The sequence below is a fragment of the Chromobacterium paludis genome, from assembly GCF_008275125.1.
GTDB lineage: Bacteria > Pseudomonadota > Gammaproteobacteria > Burkholderiales > Chromobacteriaceae > Chromobacterium > Chromobacterium paludis.
On record NZ_CP043473.1, the window covers coordinates 3,307,007 to 3,325,051 of the forward strand.

Consider the following 18,045-nt stretch of genomic DNA (forward strand, 5'->3'; position numbering starts at 1 on the left):
CATGTCTATCAGTAGAGCATCCGATATGCCAAGTTTAGCGCAATAGCTGCTTGATATCATAAGCCAGGCTGGCCGCGGGCGTGCCATACGCCTCAAAAACGCGAAGTTTGCCTTCCTTGTCCAGCAGATAGGAACCGGAACTGTGGTCCACGCTGTAACCGCCCCCGGGGGTCGGCACTTTTTGCGCAACCACCTTGTACTGTTTTTTCACCTTCTCGACTTGCTCCAACGTGCCGGTCAGGCCCATGAAACGCTTGTCGAAATAAGGCACATAGCCGGCCAGCACCTTGGGCGTGTCGCGTTCGGGATCGACGCTGACGAACACGACCTGCACCTTGTCGGCATCCGCTCCCAGCTGCTTCATCACCGTCGCGTACTCCAGCATGGTGGTGGGGCAAACGTCGGGACAATGGGTGTAACCGAAGAACAAGGCCAGAACCTTGCCCTTGTAAGCATCCAGGCTGCGCGGCTGGCCATGGAAATCAGTCAGCGTGAAGCTGCCCCCCATAGAATCGTCATCTATCGCCGTGCCCTTGAAATCGAGGCGCGGGGGCGCGCAGGCAGACAGGACGGCAAGCGTGAAAAGCGCGAACAGGAGTTTCAGTATCTTCGACATCAGGGGAGTGGAATCAGCCAATAGTGATCAAATAACAAGGCCGCGAACAGCAGGGTCAGGTACCAGATAGACCAGCCGAACAGGCGGCGCGCGGAAGCGTCAGCATACTGGCGATGCAGACGCACGGCAAGAAACAGCAGCCGGCCGTTCAGACCCATCGCCGCGCCAAGATAGACTCCGCCCGCGTTGCCCAAGGCTGCCGGTAGCAAAGTGACAGCCGCCAGCAAGACGCTGTACAACACGATGGACAGCGTGGTGAAGCGTCGTCCATGGGTAACCGGCAGCATGGGCAGGCCGGATCTGGCGTAATCATCGCGGCGGTAAAGCGCCAGCGCCCAGAAATGCGGCGGCGTCCAGGTATAGATGATCAGAAACAAGGCAAGAGCGAAAGGCCCGACATCCCCGGTCACCGCCGCCCAACCCAACACCGGCGGCATGGCGCCGCTGGCGCCGCCGATCACGATGTTTTGCGGCGTATTCGGTTTCAACAGCAAGGTATAGACAATCGCATAGCCAACGAAAGTTCCCAAGGTCAGCCAAGCGGTCAGGACATTGCAGCACACGCCCAGCAATAACAGACCCGCCAAGCCAGCCAATAGCGCTGTCAACAGGATGTGCGAAGCGCCCACCTCGCCGGTAACGGTGCCGCGCCAGGCCGTGCGCCGCATCCTGGCATCGACGCCACGCTCAACCAGACAGTTGATCATGGCCGCCGCGCCGGCCACCAGCGCGATGCCCAGCGTAGCCGGCACCACCACGGCCGCATCGGGAATGCCGGGGCTGGCGAGAAACATGCCGATCACCGCGCAGAATACGATGAGCGCCACGACGCGCGGTTTGGCCAAATGCCACAGAGCCATGCCCTGGCGCCGCCACAGCGACAGTCCCAGCGCCCCATTCATCGCCCTTCTCCCGGCCGGCTGACGCGCCCCCAAACCGGCGCGGCGGCAGGCAGCCGCCTTTCCTGCCCAGCCGGCGCGCCCAGCCGCGACAGCAGCAGCAACGCCGTCATCAGCAACAGCGCGGCGCAGCCGTTATGCGCCACGGCAAGCGGCAAGGGCAGTTGCCACATCACGTTGGCGACGCCCAGGCAAACCTGCAGCCCCCACGCCGCCGCCAGGCAGGCCAGGTGCAGCCGCAGCGCGCGACAGCGCCACCCCGCGCCCAGCACTGACAATACCAATAGAGAAACCAAGAGCGCGCCCAGCCTATGCATCCAGTGGATAGTGATCAGGCTGGCCTGCGTCAGCAGGCTTCCATCCGGCGCCTCGCCCAGCTCCCGAAAAACGTGAAAAGCCTGGTCAAAACGCAAGGCCGGCCACAGCTGGCCGTTGCAAGCGGGAAATCCCTGACAGGCCAGGGCGGCGTAGTTGCTGGACACCCACCCTCCCAGCGCCACCTGTAGCAGCAAGCTCGCCACCAGCGCCCCGGACAGCCGACGCAGAGCATGACTCGCCTCCACCGCGGCCAAGCCTTGGGACATGGCCATCCAGCCCAGAACCTGCAACACCGCCATGCCGCCCAGCAGGTGGGAGGTCACGATGGCGGGCCGCAACAGCAGTGTGACAGTCAGCATGCCCAACATCGCTTGCACCGCGACCAGCGCCAGCAAGAGGCTGGCCGGCCGGCGCAGTCGCTTCTCGCGCCAGGCGCGCCAAGCGATCAGCAGGATCAACAGCGTCAGGCTGCCCGCCAGATAGCGATGCAGCATTTCCTTCCAGGCCTTGCCCAGGCTGACCGGCCCATCCGGCGCCAGGGCCTGGGCGTGTCGTATGCTGTCCGTTGCGTGGCTCGGACTGATTCTGCCATAGCAGCCTGGCCAGTCCGGACAGCCCAGACCGGCATGGGATAAACGAACATACGCGCCGAAAGGCACCACGATTGCGGCCAGCAGCAACGCCGCCCAAATCAGTCTTCGCATGACAAGGCCCCCCTCATCGCACTGCGCAGCTGCCGGCAGCTCCGGCTCAGCCCAATCCGTTGTTCACTTTCAGCACTTTCGCCACTTCGTCGATGATCCGGCGCGGATCGGCGCCATCCCGATAAAACATCACCTGATTGCCCAGCGGGTCCACCAGATAGAAGCCCTGGCTGCCTGCCGGCAGCACATCGCCCGGCTCGTGCCGCAAGCGATGCGGCGCGTCCAGCCAGTCCGGGCTGGACGACGCCAACAGCGCCACCCGGGTCATGCGGCGGGCGGCCTCGCCTTGCGCCTTCTCGATCTGCCCCATCGCGAACCAGCGCTGGCGGCAACGATCCAGGCAGGCCGCTCCTTGCGCGGCCGCCAGCACCCACTTCCCACGCGGCCAGCCGGGATGGTCGGCGGCGGCGAAAGGCCGCGTCGGCAGCAGCTGGCCATAACTGCCCCCGCCGGCAGGCGGCAACAGGACAAAGGCCAGCCAAGCGGCCAACACCGGCGCCAGACAGAGCAGGCCCATGCCCAGCAAAATGGCCCGCCCTCGCTCAATGCACTTCATGTCGCCTCCGCCACAATACCCAAGACAAACCACTCAGACATATGCCCAGCAACAGCCACTGCATGGCATAGGCGTAGTGACGGTCCGGCATGAATTCCGGCACCACCGGCCAATGCAGCAAGGGGGCAGGCGAGTTTTCCAGCACCACCACGCCTTGGAACCATCGCCCCGGATAACGCCTGTGCAGCGCGGCCTCGTCCACTTGGTCCACCGCCCCCGCAATACCCGACACGGCGCCGGACAGCACGAAGTGATGCGGCGTAGGCATCCGGTAGCCCTGCAACTGGATCTGCCCGGGCCGGAACGCCGGCACGGCGACCCCATCTACCAGCCACCCCAGATCGACCAGAATCAGGGAGTGATCCCCACCCTGCCGCCATGGCTGCAGAATGCGACGACCGCGCTGTCCCAGCAAAAAGCTGTTGCGCAACTCGATCACAGGGCCAGCCGGGGCCGCCTGGCTCAGATGAACCCGCGTAAAAGCCGGGGGCGGCTCGGCCTCGCGATAAATCAGCGCCACCGGCGCCGTCCCCATCGAGTTGGTCAGCGAGCGCAGCAGCGCCTCCTTGTCTTGACCCCGTTGCCACTGCCATACTGCCAAGGCAAAGGGTAGCAAGGCCAAGGCCAGCAGCCCCGCCCACAAGAGCCGCCGCCACACCGACCGCGGCTTGCGTCCCGGATCGGAATGAGATGAGGATACGGTCATGAAGCTCATCATCCTGTTGTTGCTTGCCTGTATAGTCTTGGTGCTGTTCTGGGGACTGACCGGGCTGATGAAGGCCGAACACGGCTCCCAACGCCTAATCCGCTCACTAACCCTGCGAGTAGGCCTGTCCATAGGCCTGTTCCTGCTGTTATTGCTGGGCGCCTTGTTTGGCTGGTGGCGTCCCCACCATGTCTGAGCGCACTCAAAGCCAGTAGACGAAAATGAACAGGAGCAGCCAGACCACGTCCACGAAGTGCCAGTACCAACTGGCGGCCTCGAAGGCGAAATGGTGAGTGGCGTCAAAATCCCCCTTCAGCGATCTCAGCCAAACCACGAACAAAATGATGGACCCCAGCAACACATGCATGCCGTGGAAGCCGGTCAGCATGAAAAAGGTCATGCCATAGGCGCCAGAGGCTAGCGTCAGGTGCAGATGGGTGAAGGCATGGCCGTATTCGTGCATCTGCAGTCCAAGAAAGGTGCAACCAAGCACCACCGTGAGCAACAAACCCCATTTGAGCTGGCCGCGCCTGCCCTGCAACAGCCCCCAGTGCGCCCAGGTGACGGTAGCGCCGGAACTGAGCAGGATCAGCGTATTCAGCGCCGGCAACCCCCAGGCCTCCATCGCCTGGTAGGTCTCGGTGATGCCGGGCCCGGTGGACAGCGGCCACGATGCATTGAAATCCGGATACAGCATCTTGTAATCCAGCGAGCCGAGCACCGGCACCGACACGGTGCGCACCCAGAACAGCGCGCCGAAAAACGCGCCGAAGAACATGACCTCGGAAAAAATGAACCACCCCATGCCCCAGCGAAAGGACATGTCTTCGCGCCCTAAGTAGACGCCCAGACGGTTCTCGCGGATCACGTCGCCGAACCAGCCCACCAGCATGAAGACCAGGATCAGGAAACCCAGCCCCAGCGATAATTTACCCATCAGCAGACCATTGACGGCGAAAGCCGCCCCCAGCCCGATGCAAAACAAAGCCACGGCGCCCACCATGGGCCAGCGCGACGGCTCCGGCACGAAATAACGATCTTGCTCTTCGACGCTTGCCATCTCCCCACCTCCTAGCCCGTAACCCAACTCACCAGCAGCAACAACGCGGCAATAAACGCCATGGCCAACAGCAGCGCCGTTGCAATCCATTGCCAGGGCTTCAACACTTGGTCCGCCCGTGCGGCCACGCCCTTGCGCACGCCGATGAACGCGCCCAGCACCGCCTTGACGCCTTGCAGCCAGCTCATGACGCCTTGCCGCCTTGGCCCGGCACATCAAAAACGGTATAGGCCAGCGTGATGCTGGTGATCGAAGCCGGCAGCTTGCGATCCACGACGAACACCACCGGGAAAGTCCGCGACTGTCCTGGCGCGAAACGCTGCTGCGTGAAGCAGAAGCACTCCAGCTTCTTCACGTAAGCCCCCGCCTCCGCCGGCAGATAGCGCGGAATGGCCTGGCCCACCACCGCATGCGGACTGGCATTGGTAATCCGGTACTGCACCTGGACAAATGTGCCGGTCTTGACCCGCATATGCGTGGTCAGCGGCTGCACCTGCCAGGGCAGGCCAGCCTGGACATTGGCATCGAACGTCATGTCTACCCGCGCGCCGCCCCCTGCCCGCATCTCGTCCTGGTCCAGCGCATCCGCCTTGACGATGCTATTGAGACCAACCTGCTCGCAAACCACGCGGTACAACGGGATCAGCATCCAGGCAAAGCCGAACATCAGTAAGGAAACCACCAGCAGCTTGCGCAGCAGTTGGCGGTTGCGTCGTTGCAGGCGTTCGGCGTCCATTTTTTCCGCCTCAATGAAGCGGCGCGGAGCCGCCCTCCTTGCAGGACAGAATTACGCCGTTTTCCCCCACCTCTACCTGCGGCGCGTGTTCGAAGCTATGGTAGGGCGCCGGCGTGGGCAGCTCCCATTCCAGCGTATTGGCGCCCTCCCAGGGCCGCAGCGGCGCCTCCTTGCCATAGCGCAGAGAGCGCAGGATGTTGTAGAGGAAAATCAACTGCCCCAGGCCGAACATGAAAGCGCCGATGCTGGCGATGCGGTTGAATTCCGTGAACTGTAGCGCGTAATCCGGTATGCGCCGCGGCATGCCGGCAAGACCCAGAAAGTGCATGGGGAAGAAGGTGACGTTGAACCAGATCATCGACCACCAAAAGTGCAGCTTGCCCAGCCTCTCGCTGTACATGCGCCCGGTCATCTTGGGGAACCAGTAATAGGTGGCGGAAAACAGGCTGAACAGCGCGCCGGCCACCAGCACATAGTGGAAGTGCGCCACCACGTAATAACTGGCGTGCAGTTGCACGTCCACCGCGGCCACGCTGAGCGTGATGCCGGACAGGCCGCCTATGGTGAACAGCAGGATGAAACCGATGGAAAACAGCATGGGGGTTTCAAACGTCATGGCGCCTTGCCACATGGTGGCGATCCAGTTGAACACCTTCACGCCGGTGGGCACCGCGATCAGCATGGTGGCGTACATGAAGAACAGCTGAGCCGTGGCCGGCATGCCGGTGACGAACATGTGGTGCGCCCACACCATGAAAGACAGCACGCCGATGGAACTGGTGGCGTAGACCATGGAGGTGTAGCCGAACAAGGGCTTGCGCGCGAAGGTGGGGATCACCTGGCTGACGATGCCGAAGGCCGGCAGCGCCATGATGTAGACCTCCGGATGGCCGAAGAACCAGAACACGTGTTGATAGAGGATGGGGTCGCCGCCGCCGGCCGCATTGAAGAAGTGGGTGCCGAAGTGGCGGTCGGTCAGCACCATGGTCACCACGCCGGCCAGCACCGGCATCACCGCGATGATCAGGTAGGCGGTGATCAGGCTGGCCCAGGCGAACATCGGCATCTTCATCATCGTCATGCCGGGAGCGCGCAGGTTCAGTATGGTGACGATGATGTTGATCGAGCCCATGATGGAGCTGATGCCCAGAATGTGGATGGCGAAGATGGTCATGTCCATGCCCATGCCCATCTGGACGGACAATGGCGCGTACAACGTCCAGCCGGCCGCCGCGGCGCCGCCGGGCACCGCGAACGACAGCAAGAGCAGCAGCGCCGCCGGCGGCAGCAGCCAGAAGCTCCAGTTGTTCATGCGGGCGAAGGCCATGTCCGGCGCGCCTATCATCATGGGCAGCATCCAGTTGGCCATGCCGGTGAAGGCCGGCATGATGGCGCCGAACACCATGATCAGGCCGTGCAAGGTGGTGAGCTGGTTGAACAGCTCGGGCTCGAAGAAACGCAGTCCGGGGCTGAACAACTCGGCGCGTATGCATAGCGCCAGCACGCCGCCGGTCAGGAACATGGTGAAAGAGAACCACAGGTACATCGTGCCGATGTCCTTGTGATTGGTGGCCATCAGCCAGCGCAGCAGGCCATGCGGCTTGCCGTGATGCACGCCGCCGGGATGGGTGGTTTCCGCGATTGCCATGACGCCTCCTTATGCAGCTTTGCCGCGGGCAGCCTTCACTTCCTTGGGCTGCACGACCTGGCCGGTATGATTGCCCCAGCTGTTGCGCTCGTAGGTGATCACCGCCGCGATGTCGGTATCGGACAATTGCTTGCCCCAGGCCGCCATCGCAGGATTCTTCTTGCCGCCGAACAACACGATCTCGATATGGGCGGCCTTGTTGCCGGTGACGATGGGCGAGCCGTCCAGCGCGGGGAAAGCGCCCGGGATGCCCTTGCCGTTGGCCTGGTGGCAGGGGATGCAGTTCTGGGTGTAGACCTTTTCCCCGCGCGCCTTCAAGTCAGCCAGCGTCCAAGTCTTGTTCGGATCGTCGGCGCTGGCGGCCAGCTGTTTCATTTTGGCATCGCGCCACTTGGCGTAGTCTTCGGGCGTTTTGGCCACCACCACGATGGGCATGAAACCGTGATCCTTGCCGCACAACTCGGAACACTGGCCGCGGTAGGTGCCGGGCTTGTCGATCAGCATCCAGCTGTCTCTCAGATAGCCGGGAATGGCGTCTTGCTTGACGCCCAGCTGCGGCACCCACCAGGAGTGGATCACGTCGTTGGCGGTCAGCAGCAGCCGGATCTTGCGCTGGATGGGCACCACCAGCGGCTCGTCTACTTCCAGCAGATAGTGTTCCGGCTTCGCGATCTTGCCTTCGATGGCCTCGCGCGGCGTGGCCAGATGGCTGACGAAACCGAAATTGTCGTCCAGATAGTCATAGCGCCACTTCCACTGATAACCCGTGATCTTGATCGTCATGTCCTCGTTGCGCGTGCTTTTCTGCGCCAGCACGGCGCGCGTGGCCGGCAGCGCCATCAACACCAGGATCAGCAGCGGCAGCACGGTCCAGATGATCTCCACCGTGGTGTTTTCGTGAAACTGCTTGGCCTGGTGGCCGGCCGCCTTGCGGTGGCGGACGATGGAGTAAAGCATCACCAGAAAGACCACCAGGAAAATAACGCCTGTGATGATCAGCAACAGGGTGTGCAGATGATATTCGGTGCGGGCCAGGGGTGTGGCCGGGGTCTGCAGATTGAACTCCGCCGCGGCGACGGCGGGAGCCATCGCGGCTAAACAGCAGGATAAAGGAATGCGCGGACCTGACATGTCGCTACCCCCTAAGGTCATATGACCGAACAATGCGTGCATCACGCTCCGGCAGGCGCCGGCATGATTTCATCGTAGGAAGCCAAGCGCAAAAAACAAGAAACTGTCATGATGCGACGCGATACGACGAGACATCAGGATAAGCGTGCCGCAGCGGCTTGCAAGCGACGCCAGATCGCCTTAACTGAAGAACGCCCGACGTCTTTCATGAGTATTCGTCAGCCATGCGCGACCATGATTTTTCAACGGTCAATCCCCACTGGCTCGGCCGTCTGCTGCAATTGCCGGCCGACTGTCGCCCCGTCTTGACGGAGGATGTGCAAGACCGGGATGGCAAATTGCTGCTGCCCGCCGGCGCGTCCCCTGGCGCGGACTGGCTGGAACGGCTGGCGCACCAGCGCCTGAGGCGGCCATTGGAAGCGCTGCTGCAGATAGAGGGCTTTGAGCCGCGTCTGCAGCTGCCGCAACGCAGCCGGCAGCTGCTGCAGGAGTCGCGCTTTCTGCAAGCCTTGCTGGGCCACGCGGACGAATGCGCCACCAGCATCGCCATCATCAAAATGCTGCCGCTAAAAGGCGCCATCGCCGTCTGGCTGGCCGCCATGCGCCAGCAGGACGAGCTGGATCACGCCTTGCTCGTCTGCCTGCTGTCCATTGGGCTGGCCAAACACCTGAACCGCTCTGCCCAGGAGCAGCAGTACCTGGCCCTGGCGGCCTTGCTGCACGATATCGGCGAGCTTTACCTCGATCCGGCCTACCTGGCCGCGCAACACACGCTGCAGCCCGATGAATGGCGCCACATCGTCAATCACCCGGTTCTGGGCTGCCAATTGCTGCTGGCGCTGGGCGAACTGCCAAATCCGCGGCCGGTGGCGACGGCCGTCCTGCAGCATCACGAGCGCCTGGACGGCAGCGGCTACCCCTTGAGCCTGCGGGGAGACAAATTGAACCTGGGCGGACAAATCCTGATGCTGGCCGATACGCTGTGCCAGTTGCTGGCTTGCGAGCCGTTTTTCCCGCAGCGGATAGACATCGCGCTGAAGATTCTGCCGGGCGAGTTCGACTACGACATCGTCTCCACGCTATGCCGCGTCAATCGGCTCAGCAGCAAGAATCTGCCGCCGCCAGCCGTGGACGTGCCGGACCTGTCCCATCAACTGCAGACGCTACTGCAGCAAATAGGCCGCCTCACCCAGCGCTTCTGGGCGATGACGGAACTGGACATAGGATTGTCGACGCCCGCGCGCAAGCTGCTTGATGGCAGCATGCAGCGCTTCAACACCATACAGCGCGCCATCTCCAGCACCGGCGCAGGCGAATTGCCGCATGATCAGAAAGATGAGGAGCTCAAGCGGGAGCTGTGGTGCGTGATAGGCGAGACCCGTTGGCGGCTGCGCAACCTGGCGCGCCAGCTCGCCTTGCGCCTCGACCGGTTGAGCCGGCACGAACAAGTGCCCTTCATGGCCCTGGCCAACGCGCTGATGGAAGTTTGAGCGCTCAGCGCGGCAAACCGGCCGCCCATTCCGGCCACTCGCGCAGCCAGGCCTCGCGCGCGCGCACGCCGGCGGTGCCTGCCATCTTGGCCTCATCCTGGATCAGCCGGGCGAACAGCAATCGACGTTGCCCCTGCTCCGCCCAGCCGACAAACCAGCCATAGGGATGGGCCAGATCCTGGCTGCCGTCCGCGAACAAGGGGTAGGCCATGCCGGTCTTTCCGTAGACGGTCCAGCCGTCCGGCAAAGCCGTCCGCTCCACGATGCGCCGCGTCATGTCCTGCGCCCGGCGCGAGGCGGGCAGCCGGTCTTTCAGCAACTTGTCGAGAAAGACCACCTGCTCCAGCGGCGAGATTTTCAGGGAAGATCCGATCCAGGCGCGCTCCAGGCCGTTGCGCTTGCCGGGATCGCCGGAAAAATCGGCATTGCCGTAGCCGAAGGCGCGGGCATAGCTTGTCAGCTTATCCGCGCCCAGCTGCCTCGTCAGCAGCTGGGAATACCAGACCACGGAGTACTTGAGCCAGCGCGTCGGGTCCGTGGGCTGCCGCCAGTTGTCGCCGCCCCAGTCCACATAGTCCTGTCGGTAAGGCAGGGTCGGCGCATGCTCGTTCCGCAGCAGGCCGGCATCGTAGCCCATCACCGCCAGCGCGATCTTGAAAGTGGAGGCCGGCGTGACGCGCGTCGCGCAATCTCCCTCTTGCCGCAGGACGCGTCCACTGTCGCCGGCGGCGATGACGGTGCAGACAGTTCCTGCCTGCGCGGCGGCGGCCAGCAGGCTGCCGGCCAAACACAGGCCGGCGGATAGGGCGGTTTTCTTCATGCGAGCATCCGGTAAGAAAGCAATCTCTCACTCGGGCAAGCGTAGCCGCGCAATGTTCCCCGCTCGCCCTCAAGACGACCGATAAGGAATTTCCAGCAATAGCGGCGCCGGAATGTGCCGTTGCAAGGTAGCCAGGTTTTCCGCATAGGCCGCTTGCGGCGGCTGCGCGCAATTGGCCACCCAGCCGGCCAGCGCCAGGCCGCTGTGCCGTATCGCCCGCGCTGTCAGCAAGGCGTGGTTGATGCAGCCCAAGCGCATGCCGACCACCAGGATGACCGGCAGAGCCAGCTCGCGCGCCAGGTCCTCCATGAACAGCGTGTCGGATAGCGGCGCCAGCCAGCCGCCCGCGCCTTCCACTAACACAATGTCGGCGTGCTCGGCCAGCCGCGCGTAATGCTCGCGGATACGCGCCGGGTCGATTTCCACGCCGGCCTGGCGCGCGGCGATGTGCGGCGACACCGGCGGCAGGAAGCGATACGGGTTCATCAGCGCCAAGTCCGTCTGACCGGTGGCGGCGGTCAGACGCGCCACGTCGTCGTTATGCCAGCTGCCGTCCGGCAAAATCTCGCAGCCGGACGCCACCGGCTTCATCGCCAGCACGCGCTTGCCTTCACCCTGATACTGGCGGATCAGTTCGACGGCGGAATGGGTCTTGCCGATTTCGGTATCGGTGCCGGTGATGAAAAAGCCCTGGCTCATGCTCGCTCCCTGTCTTGCGCTATCGGATGGCCGGCCCTTGCGGCCGGGACCGATGTTCTACACCAGCGCGCGCCAATCTTCCAGTACTTCCACGGATCGCGCCGCCGCATCCACCCGCACGCGCGCGCCTATCGGCAGGGTCAATTGCGGCAGGGTATGGCCGCAATCGAAATCCGCCAGGATCGGCAACGGTTGGCCATCCAGAATCTCCAGCAAGATATCCGACGGCAAGCGGCCGGTGCCGCAGTTGTCGAAACGCTCATGCTTGCCCAGCAGCACCGCGCCCGCCTTGTCGAACGCGCCGGCCAGTTTCAACATGGCGAAGTTCTTTTCCACCGTGGCCGCGTCCTTCAGGCCATCCTCCAACAGCAAGATGTCGCCCTGCCGCAAGGCCGGGAAATATGGGCTGGCCAGGAAGCCGTACAACGTATTGAGATTGCCGCCGATCAAGCGCCCCTCGGCCCGTCCCGGCCGCACGCAGCGCCATTGATTAGCCTGCATGATTTTGGCGCGGTCCTGGCTTTCCCAAGGCAAAAACTCGTCCGTCCAGTGCGTAGGCGTCGGCAAACGCAGCGGATAAGCCGGCGGATCCATGACGATGGCAGCGAAATGGCGCCAGATTTCATCCGCTAGCGGCGGAAACTCGCCCAGCGAAGCCACCAACGCCGGGCCGTAAAACGTCGGCACGCCGGTCTTGGCGTACAGCGCCAACAGAATCGCGGTGGTATCGGAATAACCGACCACGATCTTGGGATCTTTCCGGAACGCCTCATAATCCAGATAGGGCAGCATGGCATTGCTATTGCTGCCGCCTATGGTGGACAGGATGCAGCGCACCTCGGGGTTGCGCAGCAGGGCGTTTAATTCCTCGGCCCGCTCCCGCGCACTGCCGGAACGGTAATGATCGTCTTGATCCGTCAACTTTCCAGGCAAGAAACGCAAGCCTTGGCGGCCGATAAACTCAACCGCGCGTCGATAGCGCGCCGGCTGACGGACGGCGATGGGGAAAGAGGGACTGAAGCAGGCGACCAGATCGCCTCGGCGGAGAGATTGCATGATGGGTTCGCCTGACAAATATCACATCATGCCAATTGGATTTTTAGTTGTCCACGCACTGCCAGATCGACCGGCGCATGAATAAAGTCCCAACGCGCCCTCGACGTGCCAACGCCGACCTTGTGGGTCGGCGTCGTGCCGTCGGCCTTGTGGGCGGGGGCGCGATAGGGTTGGCCGGATAGGCCTGCGCAGGATTTCACGCGCGGATGGAAGTGAAAGCCTGTCGGCTCGGCTGGACGGTCCGCGGGGCGCAACGACAAGGCCGGGATGGAAAACCTTGCCGCCTCCCTTTGGCGCCGTCTGGCCGCGCCGGGAAAACAAACTGTTTAAACGATGGCCTGGGCGCTGACCTTCTCCGCGGTGGACAACTTGTTCAAGGCCGACAGATACGCCTTGGCGCTGGCCACGATGATGTCGGTGTCGGCGCCCTGGCCGTTGACGATGCGGCCGTCGCGCGCCAGGCGCACGGTCACCTCGCCTTGGGATTCCGTCCCCTTGGTGATGGCGTTGACCGAGTACAGCTCCAGCTCGGCGCCGCTGCCGGCCACGCTCTCAATCGCCTTGAAGGCGGCGTCCACCGGGCCGGAGCCGCTGGATTCGGCATGGCGCTCCTCGCCATGCTCGACGAACACGATGCTGGCCTGCGGCGCTTCGCCGGTTTCGGTCATGATCTTCATCGACACGAACTTGAAGTTCTCTTGCTCGATGGCCACCATTTCGTCCGACACCAGCGCGTGCAGGTCCTCGTCGAAAATTTCGCGCTTCTTGTCGGCCAGCTCCTTGAAGCGGGCGAAGGCGGCGTTCAGCGCCTCCTCGCTGTCCAGCACGATGCCAAGCTCCGCCAGCTTGGTCTTGAAGGCGTTGCGGCCGGACAGCTTGCCCAGGGTCAGACGGTTGGCGCTCCAGCCCACCGACTCCGCCGACATGATCTCGTAGGTTTCGCGGTGCTTGAGCACGCCGTCCTGATGGATGCCGGACTCGTGGGCGAAGGCGTTGGCGCCGACGATGGCCTTGTTGGGCTGCACCGGGTAGCCGGTGATGGTGGACACCAGCTTGGACGCCGGCACGATCTGGGTGGCGTCGACGCGGCTGTCCACGCCGAACACGTCGCGGCGGGTCTTCACCGCCATCACGATCTCTTCCAAGCTGGCGTTGCCGGCGCGCTCGCCCAGGCCGTTGATGGTGCATTCCACCTGGCGCGCGCCGCCCAGCACCGCGGCCAGGCTGTTGGCCACCGCCATGCCCAGATCGTTGTGGCAGTGGGCGGACCAGATCACCTTGTCGCCGCCCGGGGTGCGGGCGATCAGCTCGCGGAAGAAGGCTTCGGTCAAGCGCGGCACCGCGTAGCCCACGGTGTCCGGCACGTTCAGCGTGGTGGCGCCGGCCTCGATCACCGCGCCGAAGATGCGGGCCAGGAAATCGATGTCGGAACGCAGCGCGTCCTCGGCGGAGAATTCGACATCGTCGGTGTATTCGCGGGCGATCTTCACCGCCTTCACCGCCGCGTCCACCACCTCGTCCGGGCTCATGCGCAGCTTCTTCTCCATATGGATGGGGCTGGTGGCGATGAAGGTGTGGATGCGGCCGCGCGCGGCCGGCTTGATCGCCTCGCCGGCAGCGCGCACGTCGCGCTCGTTGGCGCGCGCCAGGCTGCAGACGGTGGAGTCCTTGATGGTTTCGGCGATGGCATGGATGGCGTCGAAATCGCCCGGGCTGGCGGCGGCGAAGCCGGCCTCGATGATGTCCACGCCCAGCCGCTCCAGCTGGCGCGCGATGCGGATCTTCTCTTCCTTGCTCATCGAGGCGCCCGGCGACTGCTCGCCGTCGCGCAAGGTGGTGTCGAATATATAGAGGCGGTCGCCCATGTCGATAGTTCTCCCTGCTCCCTGTGCCGGCTCGCCGACCAAATAGTCGTTGAAATCAAAGCGCCTGCCCTGTCCTGCGGCCAGCTGCGCCAAGCGGCTCAGCTGGGCCAGCGGCAGGCTGCCGCGTTCCCTCCATTTGTATATCGCTGCGCGGCTCACCGGCTCGTCGGGGAACAGACGGTTCAGTTCGTCGGCCAGCTGGCTCGGCCCGCCGAAGTCCGCGACCAGTCGTTCTATATCCACTTGCATCAATGTGCTCCTGCAGCATGTTTTGAATCAGCCTACCCACAGCAAGACATCTCGTCAAATTTCACGGCCGTATTCTGTATTTATTTTGTCACAAGCCATGTCCAACCTGACACTTTTAGACACTTTGTAGAATTTAGGGGTAAAAAATAAGCGCCCGCAGGCGCTTGGACAAACAATACCGCCTAATCCGCCGTCAACCAGGGCAGGCTGACATGAAACGCGACACCCCTCCCCTCCAGCCCCTCTCCCATCCGGACGCGTCCGCCCTGCGCCAGCGCCGCCTGCCTGACAATGGCCAGCCCCAGGCCCGAACCGGGCGCGGAGGCCGTCTTGCCCCGGTAAAAGCGTTCGAACAGGTGGGGTTTGTCTTCGTCCGCGATGCCGGGACCGTCATCCGCCACCTCCAACTCTATCCACTCGGCGAAAGCGGCCAGACGCACCCGAACGCGGCCGCCAATCCGGCCATAGGCCACCGCGTTGGCGAGCAAGTTCTCCAGGATGGACAGGAAGCCAACCACCGCCAGGCAGGCCGGCAAGCGATCCGGCGAATCCAGCTCCAACTCCATGCCTTTCGCTTCCGCCCGAGCCGAGAGGCCGATCAAGGCGTTGCGCGCCACTTCTACCAGATCGACGCGTTGCCGGCGCTCGTCCTCCCCTCCTTCCAGCGCCGCCAGCCGCAACAGTTGCTGCACTAAATGGGAGTGGCGCGCCACCGCCTGCTCCAAGGCAGCCAAACTTTGCCGCCGCGCCGCGGCATCGTCCTCGCCGGCCAAGACATGCGCCTGGGTCGAGATCACCGCCAGCGGCGTGCGCATTTCATGCGCGGCGTCCTGGACGATGGCGCGCTCGCGCGCGATGCCGTCGCGGCTTCGCTTCAGCAACTGGTCCAGCGCCAGGACGATGGGCTTCAGTTCCCGATAGGGCAAACGCATGGTCAAAGGCGTGAAATCATCCGCCGAGCGGCGGTTCAGATAATCGGCCAAACGCTGCAACGGCCGCAATCCGCGCGCCACGGCGAACCACAACGGCAGCAGGATCAGGGGAAAGGCGATGGCCAGCGGCGCGACATATTGGCGGGTCAAATAAGGGATCACCGCCGTGTCGCCAATCTCCGGCTCGAATATCGCCAGCCTGCCCTGCGGATACACGCGCTCGGCCACCCAGAATGTCCGGCCGGCAATGCGCACCCGCACCTGGGCCAAATCCGCCTTCAGCACATCCGCGGCATGCGCGCGCATGCCGGCCGAAGCATAGCGCCACTTTCCGCTGCGCGGCTCGCGCAGCAAGATCAGCAAGTCGCCGGGATACTCAAGTTGCGACGATACATTGCGGCGGCGGGAAGCGTTGATCAAGCGCTCCGACGTCACCAGCGCCGGCATCATCGCACCGGGCGCCTCTTGCGCCAACACCTGGGCCAACATGTCGGCCACCTCCAGCAGCGATTCCCGCCTCGTATCCAAGGCCATGCCCTGGGCATAGTCCCGGCCCACCAGCACTAGCCACAGCAAGGCAAACGCCATCAACAGCGCGAGCAAGACCCGCCGCGTCAGCGACGGGCCGAACAGCCGGCCCAAGCGCTCAAACCACATATTGGTAGCCCACGCCGCGCACAGTGCGGATGCGTTCGGTGCCGATCTTGCGCCGCAGATTGGACAAGTGCACTTCTATCGTCGGGCCATCCACGATATCGCCCAGCGGCTCCAGCCGCTGCCCCAGCACGGATTTCGACACGATGCGGCTGGGATCGCGCGCCAGCTCCACCAGCAAGCGGAACTCGCGCGGCGACAAGTCCAAGCTCACGCCGTCCAGCCAGGCCTGATGCGCGCGGGGTTTGAGGCTGAGCGCGCCCAGGCTCCATATTTCGCTGGACTGGCGGGCGCTGCGGCGGCACACCGCCCGCACTCTGGACACCATTTCCGACACCGCGAACGGCTTGCACAAATAATCGTCGGCGCCGTCGTCCAAGCCCGTCAATTTATCGTTCAAATCGGCGCTGGCCGTGATCATGATCACCGGCACGGCGATTTGTCTGGCGCGCCAGGCGCGCAGCAAGTCCAAGCCGCGTCCGTCCGGCAGGCTCAGATCCAGCAACACGCAATCGAAGCGGTCAGGCTCAAACAAGGCGTCCGCATCCGCCAGCAGGCGCGCCCACTCGCTTGTCATCGCCTCGGCTTTCAGCGCCGCCTGCAAGGCCCGGCCCAAGTCCAAATCGTCCTCAACAATCAATAAATGCATTTCCACTCTCGCCGCCGCTGTCTTTGGCTTAGCCCAAGGTTGGCATCCGCATACTTGCGCCATCCAAGCGGGATGCGCGCGCTTGGCGCCCCCGGCGAACACCAGGCCGGGCGGCGCGCCGGCAGACAACCCTACGCGCCTCCCCGCCGAACGGACACGCCGCCGACGGCCAAGCCCTTCCAACGCCACTAGGAGATACTCCGCATGAAACAGTATGCCGTATTAATATTACTCAGCACACCGTTGTTGGCCGCCGCGGCAGAGAATGAACAAGACGGTTTTTCCGGCGACTATCAGCTGGGCGCCAGCCACTATCAAATGGCCAGCAATTTTCTGAAAGCGCCCAAGGGCGGCCAGCCTATCGCCGGCAGCCTGACGCAATCGCCGGCCTCGCAATCCGGCACCTCTCCCATGCTGGACGGCGAAATCAGCTATGGCTTCGCCGGCACCGGCACCCAGCTTTTCCTCTCGCCGTCCAATACCAGCACCTTTGCGGCGGGAGGCGGCCTGCAACTGGGCGCCCGCCAGCTATTGCCGCATGCGGGCGCGTTGATGGCGGCGCTGACCTATGGCGAAAGCGAAGTCTGGCTGGACCCCTATGCGCTGAATGCCGCCCGCCAGGACGGCAAGCTGAAAAGCGCGGGGCTGGCGCTGGGCTGGTCTAACATCCTGGATACGCCTTTCAGCGCCAGCCTCAGCTACGCCAGGCAAAAGCTGGACCGCGAGCAGAGCGGACAGGCGCAAGGCTTGTCGCTGGCCAATCAAGCGCTGCTGCAGCGCAGCGGAAACAACTACGGCGCTCAAGTCGCTTACGCCTGGAAACTGGACAGCCAGGGCGAGCATACGCTGACTCCCGCCCTGATTTACGCGCGCAGCGATCTGGACGGCAAGGCCATGAGCCTCAAGCGCTACGGCATGCAGCTCGCTTACGCCTACCAGGGCTCAGAGTGGGACGCCACGGCCTCTCTCGTCGCGCTGAGCACCCGCTATCAAGCCGGCAATCCCCTGTTTGGCGGCAGGAAGGCGGACAGCCGCGATGCCTTGCTCAGCCTGGGCATCAGCCGGAAAAACCTGTTCGGCGCCAAGGCCTGGTCCGCATTTCTCAATGGCAACTACGGCCGCTCCCGTTCCGACCTCGCCTTTTTCGACGCGCATATCCGCGAAGTCTCTATCGGACTGGGCTATCATTTTTGACCAGGCGGCAAGCCGCGCTCTGCCTCGCGCAAGCGCGCGCTGGCGGCATGCTATTTTGCGCAG

Annotated in this window: 19 protein-coding genes; 3 read left to right on the forward strand and 16 right to left on the reverse strand. The window is 63.6% G+C overall.

Annotated elements, in window-relative coordinates:
* Positions 1-34 precede the first annotated feature (34 nt).
* The 5 genes from FYK34_RS15665 to FYK34_RS15685 form a co-directional block, all read right to left on the reverse strand.
* Positions 35-508 (reverse strand): SCO family protein, encoded by a 474-nt coding sequence (locus FYK34_RS15665; protein WP_231137288.1) that lies wholly within the window; start codon positions 506-508, stop codon positions 35-37.
* Positions 509-615: 107 nt separating this feature from the next.
* The gene (locus FYK34_RS15670) at positions 616-1,518 is read right to left on the reverse strand and encodes a heme o synthase (RefSeq protein WP_149297997.1); all 903 of its coding nucleotides are present in this window, start codon (positions 1,516-1,518) and stop codon (positions 616-618) included.
* Positions 1,515-2,537: a COX15/CtaA family protein gene (locus FYK34_RS15675; protein WP_149297999.1), complete on the reverse strand. Its 1,023-nt coding sequence runs from the start codon at positions 2,535-2,537 to the stop codon at positions 1,515-1,517. Before FYK34_RS15675 ends, FYK34_RS15670 begins: the two co-directional genes overlap by 4 nt.
* Before the next feature lie 46 nt (positions 2,538-2,583).
* Entirely contained in the window at positions 2,584-3,093 is a 510-nt protein-coding gene (locus tag FYK34_RS15680; RefSeq protein ID WP_149298001.1) for a hypothetical protein, read from the reverse strand.
* Complete coding sequence (locus FYK34_RS15685) at positions 3,080-3,799, reverse strand: SURF1 family protein (protein ID WP_168209770.1); 720 nt, start codon at positions 3,797-3,799, stop codon at positions 3,080-3,082. The genes FYK34_RS15680 and FYK34_RS15685 overlap by 14 nt, the downstream gene beginning before the upstream one ends.
* On the opposite strand from FYK34_RS15685, the gene FYK34_RS15690 reads away from it, so the two are divergent.
* Entirely contained in the window at positions 3,798-3,995 is a 198-nt protein-coding gene (locus tag FYK34_RS15690) for a DUF2909 family protein (RefSeq protein ID WP_149298005.1), read from the forward strand. The genes FYK34_RS15685 and FYK34_RS15690 overlap by 2 nt on opposite strands.
* A 6-nt stretch (positions 3,996-4,001) precedes the next feature.
* On the opposite strand, the gene FYK34_RS15695 is transcribed toward FYK34_RS15690, so the two are convergent.
* Genes FYK34_RS15695 through coxB form a run of 5 tightly spaced genes read right to left on the reverse strand, consistent with a single transcriptional unit; the run spans position 4,002 to position 8,332 of the window.
* Positions 4,002-4,859: a cytochrome c oxidase subunit 3 gene (locus FYK34_RS15695; protein WP_149298007.1), complete on the reverse strand. Its 858-nt coding sequence runs from the start codon at positions 4,857-4,859 to the stop codon at positions 4,002-4,004.
* Between the two features lie 11 nt (positions 4,860-4,870).
* Positions 4,871-5,047: a DUF2970 domain-containing protein gene (locus FYK34_RS15700; protein ID WP_149298009.1), complete on the reverse strand. Its 177-nt coding sequence runs from the start codon at positions 5,045-5,047 to the stop codon at positions 4,871-4,873.
* Complete coding sequence (locus FYK34_RS15705; protein WP_149298011.1) at positions 5,044-5,595, reverse strand: cytochrome c oxidase assembly protein; 552 nt, start codon at positions 5,593-5,595, stop codon at positions 5,044-5,046. Before FYK34_RS15705 ends, FYK34_RS15700 begins: the two co-directional genes overlap by 4 nt.
* Before the next feature lie 10 nt (positions 5,596-5,605).
* Positions 5,606-7,243 carry a cytochrome c oxidase subunit I gene (gene ctaD, locus FYK34_RS15710; protein ID WP_149298013.1) on the reverse strand — a complete coding sequence of 546 codons (1,638 nt, stop codon included), beginning with the start codon at positions 7,241-7,243 and terminating at the stop codon, positions 5,606-5,608.
* A gap of 9 nt (positions 7,244-7,252) precedes the next feature.
* Positions 7,253-8,332, reverse strand: a complete 1,080-nt coding sequence (coxB, locus tag FYK34_RS15715; RefSeq protein ID WP_231137289.1) for a cytochrome c oxidase subunit II — start codon at positions 8,330-8,332, stop codon at positions 7,253-7,255.
* Between the two features lie 266 nt (positions 8,333-8,598).
* On the opposite strand from coxB, the gene FYK34_RS15720 reads away from it, so the two are divergent.
* Positions 8,599-9,864, forward strand: a complete 1,266-nt coding sequence (locus FYK34_RS15720) for an HD-GYP domain-containing protein (protein WP_149298017.1) — start codon at positions 8,599-8,601, stop codon at positions 9,862-9,864.
* A 4-nt stretch (positions 9,865-9,868) separates the two neighbouring features.
* On the opposite strand, the gene blaOXA is transcribed toward FYK34_RS15720, so the two are convergent.
* From blaOXA to FYK34_RS15750, 6 genes are all read right to left on the reverse strand, one after another.
* Positions 9,869-10,684: a class D beta-lactamase gene (gene blaOXA / locus FYK34_RS15725; protein ID WP_149298019.1), complete on the reverse strand. Its 816-nt coding sequence runs from the start codon at positions 10,682-10,684 to the stop codon at positions 9,869-9,871.
* Positions 10,685-10,753: 69 nt separating this feature from the next.
* Positions 10,754-11,383: a dethiobiotin synthase gene (gene bioD, locus FYK34_RS15730; protein WP_149298021.1), complete on the reverse strand. Its 630-nt coding sequence runs from the start codon at positions 11,381-11,383 to the stop codon at positions 10,754-10,756.
* A gap of 57 nt (positions 11,384-11,440) precedes the next feature.
* A complete protein-coding gene (locus FYK34_RS15735) occupies positions 11,441-12,439 on the reverse strand; it encodes a S66 family peptidase (RefSeq protein WP_149298023.1) in 999 nt (332 codons plus the stop codon).
* A 326-nt stretch (positions 12,440-12,765) separates the two neighbouring features.
* Entirely contained in the window at positions 12,766-14,553 is a 1,788-nt protein-coding gene (locus tag FYK34_RS15740) for a 2-isopropylmalate synthase (RefSeq protein WP_149298025.1), read from the reverse strand.
* Positions 14,554-14,735: 182 nt separating this feature from the next.
* Positions 14,736-16,142, reverse strand: coding sequence for an ATP-binding protein (locus FYK34_RS15745; RefSeq protein ID WP_149298027.1), 1,407 nt, complete (start codon positions 16,140-16,142; stop codon positions 14,736-14,738).
* Complete coding sequence (locus FYK34_RS15750) at positions 16,132-16,788, reverse strand: response regulator (RefSeq protein WP_149298029.1); 657 nt, start codon at positions 16,786-16,788, stop codon at positions 16,132-16,134. Before FYK34_RS15750 ends, FYK34_RS15745 begins: the two co-directional genes overlap by 11 nt.
* Before the next feature lie 204 nt (positions 16,789-16,992).
* Here FYK34_RS15750 and FYK34_RS15755 point away from each other — a divergent pair, with 204 nt between their 5' ends.
* On the forward strand, positions 16,993-17,982 hold the full coding sequence (locus tag FYK34_RS15755) for a DUF2860 domain-containing protein (RefSeq protein WP_149298031.1): 990 nt from the start codon (positions 16,993-16,995) through the stop codon (positions 17,980-17,982).
* Positions 17,983-18,045 lie beyond the last annotated feature (63 nt).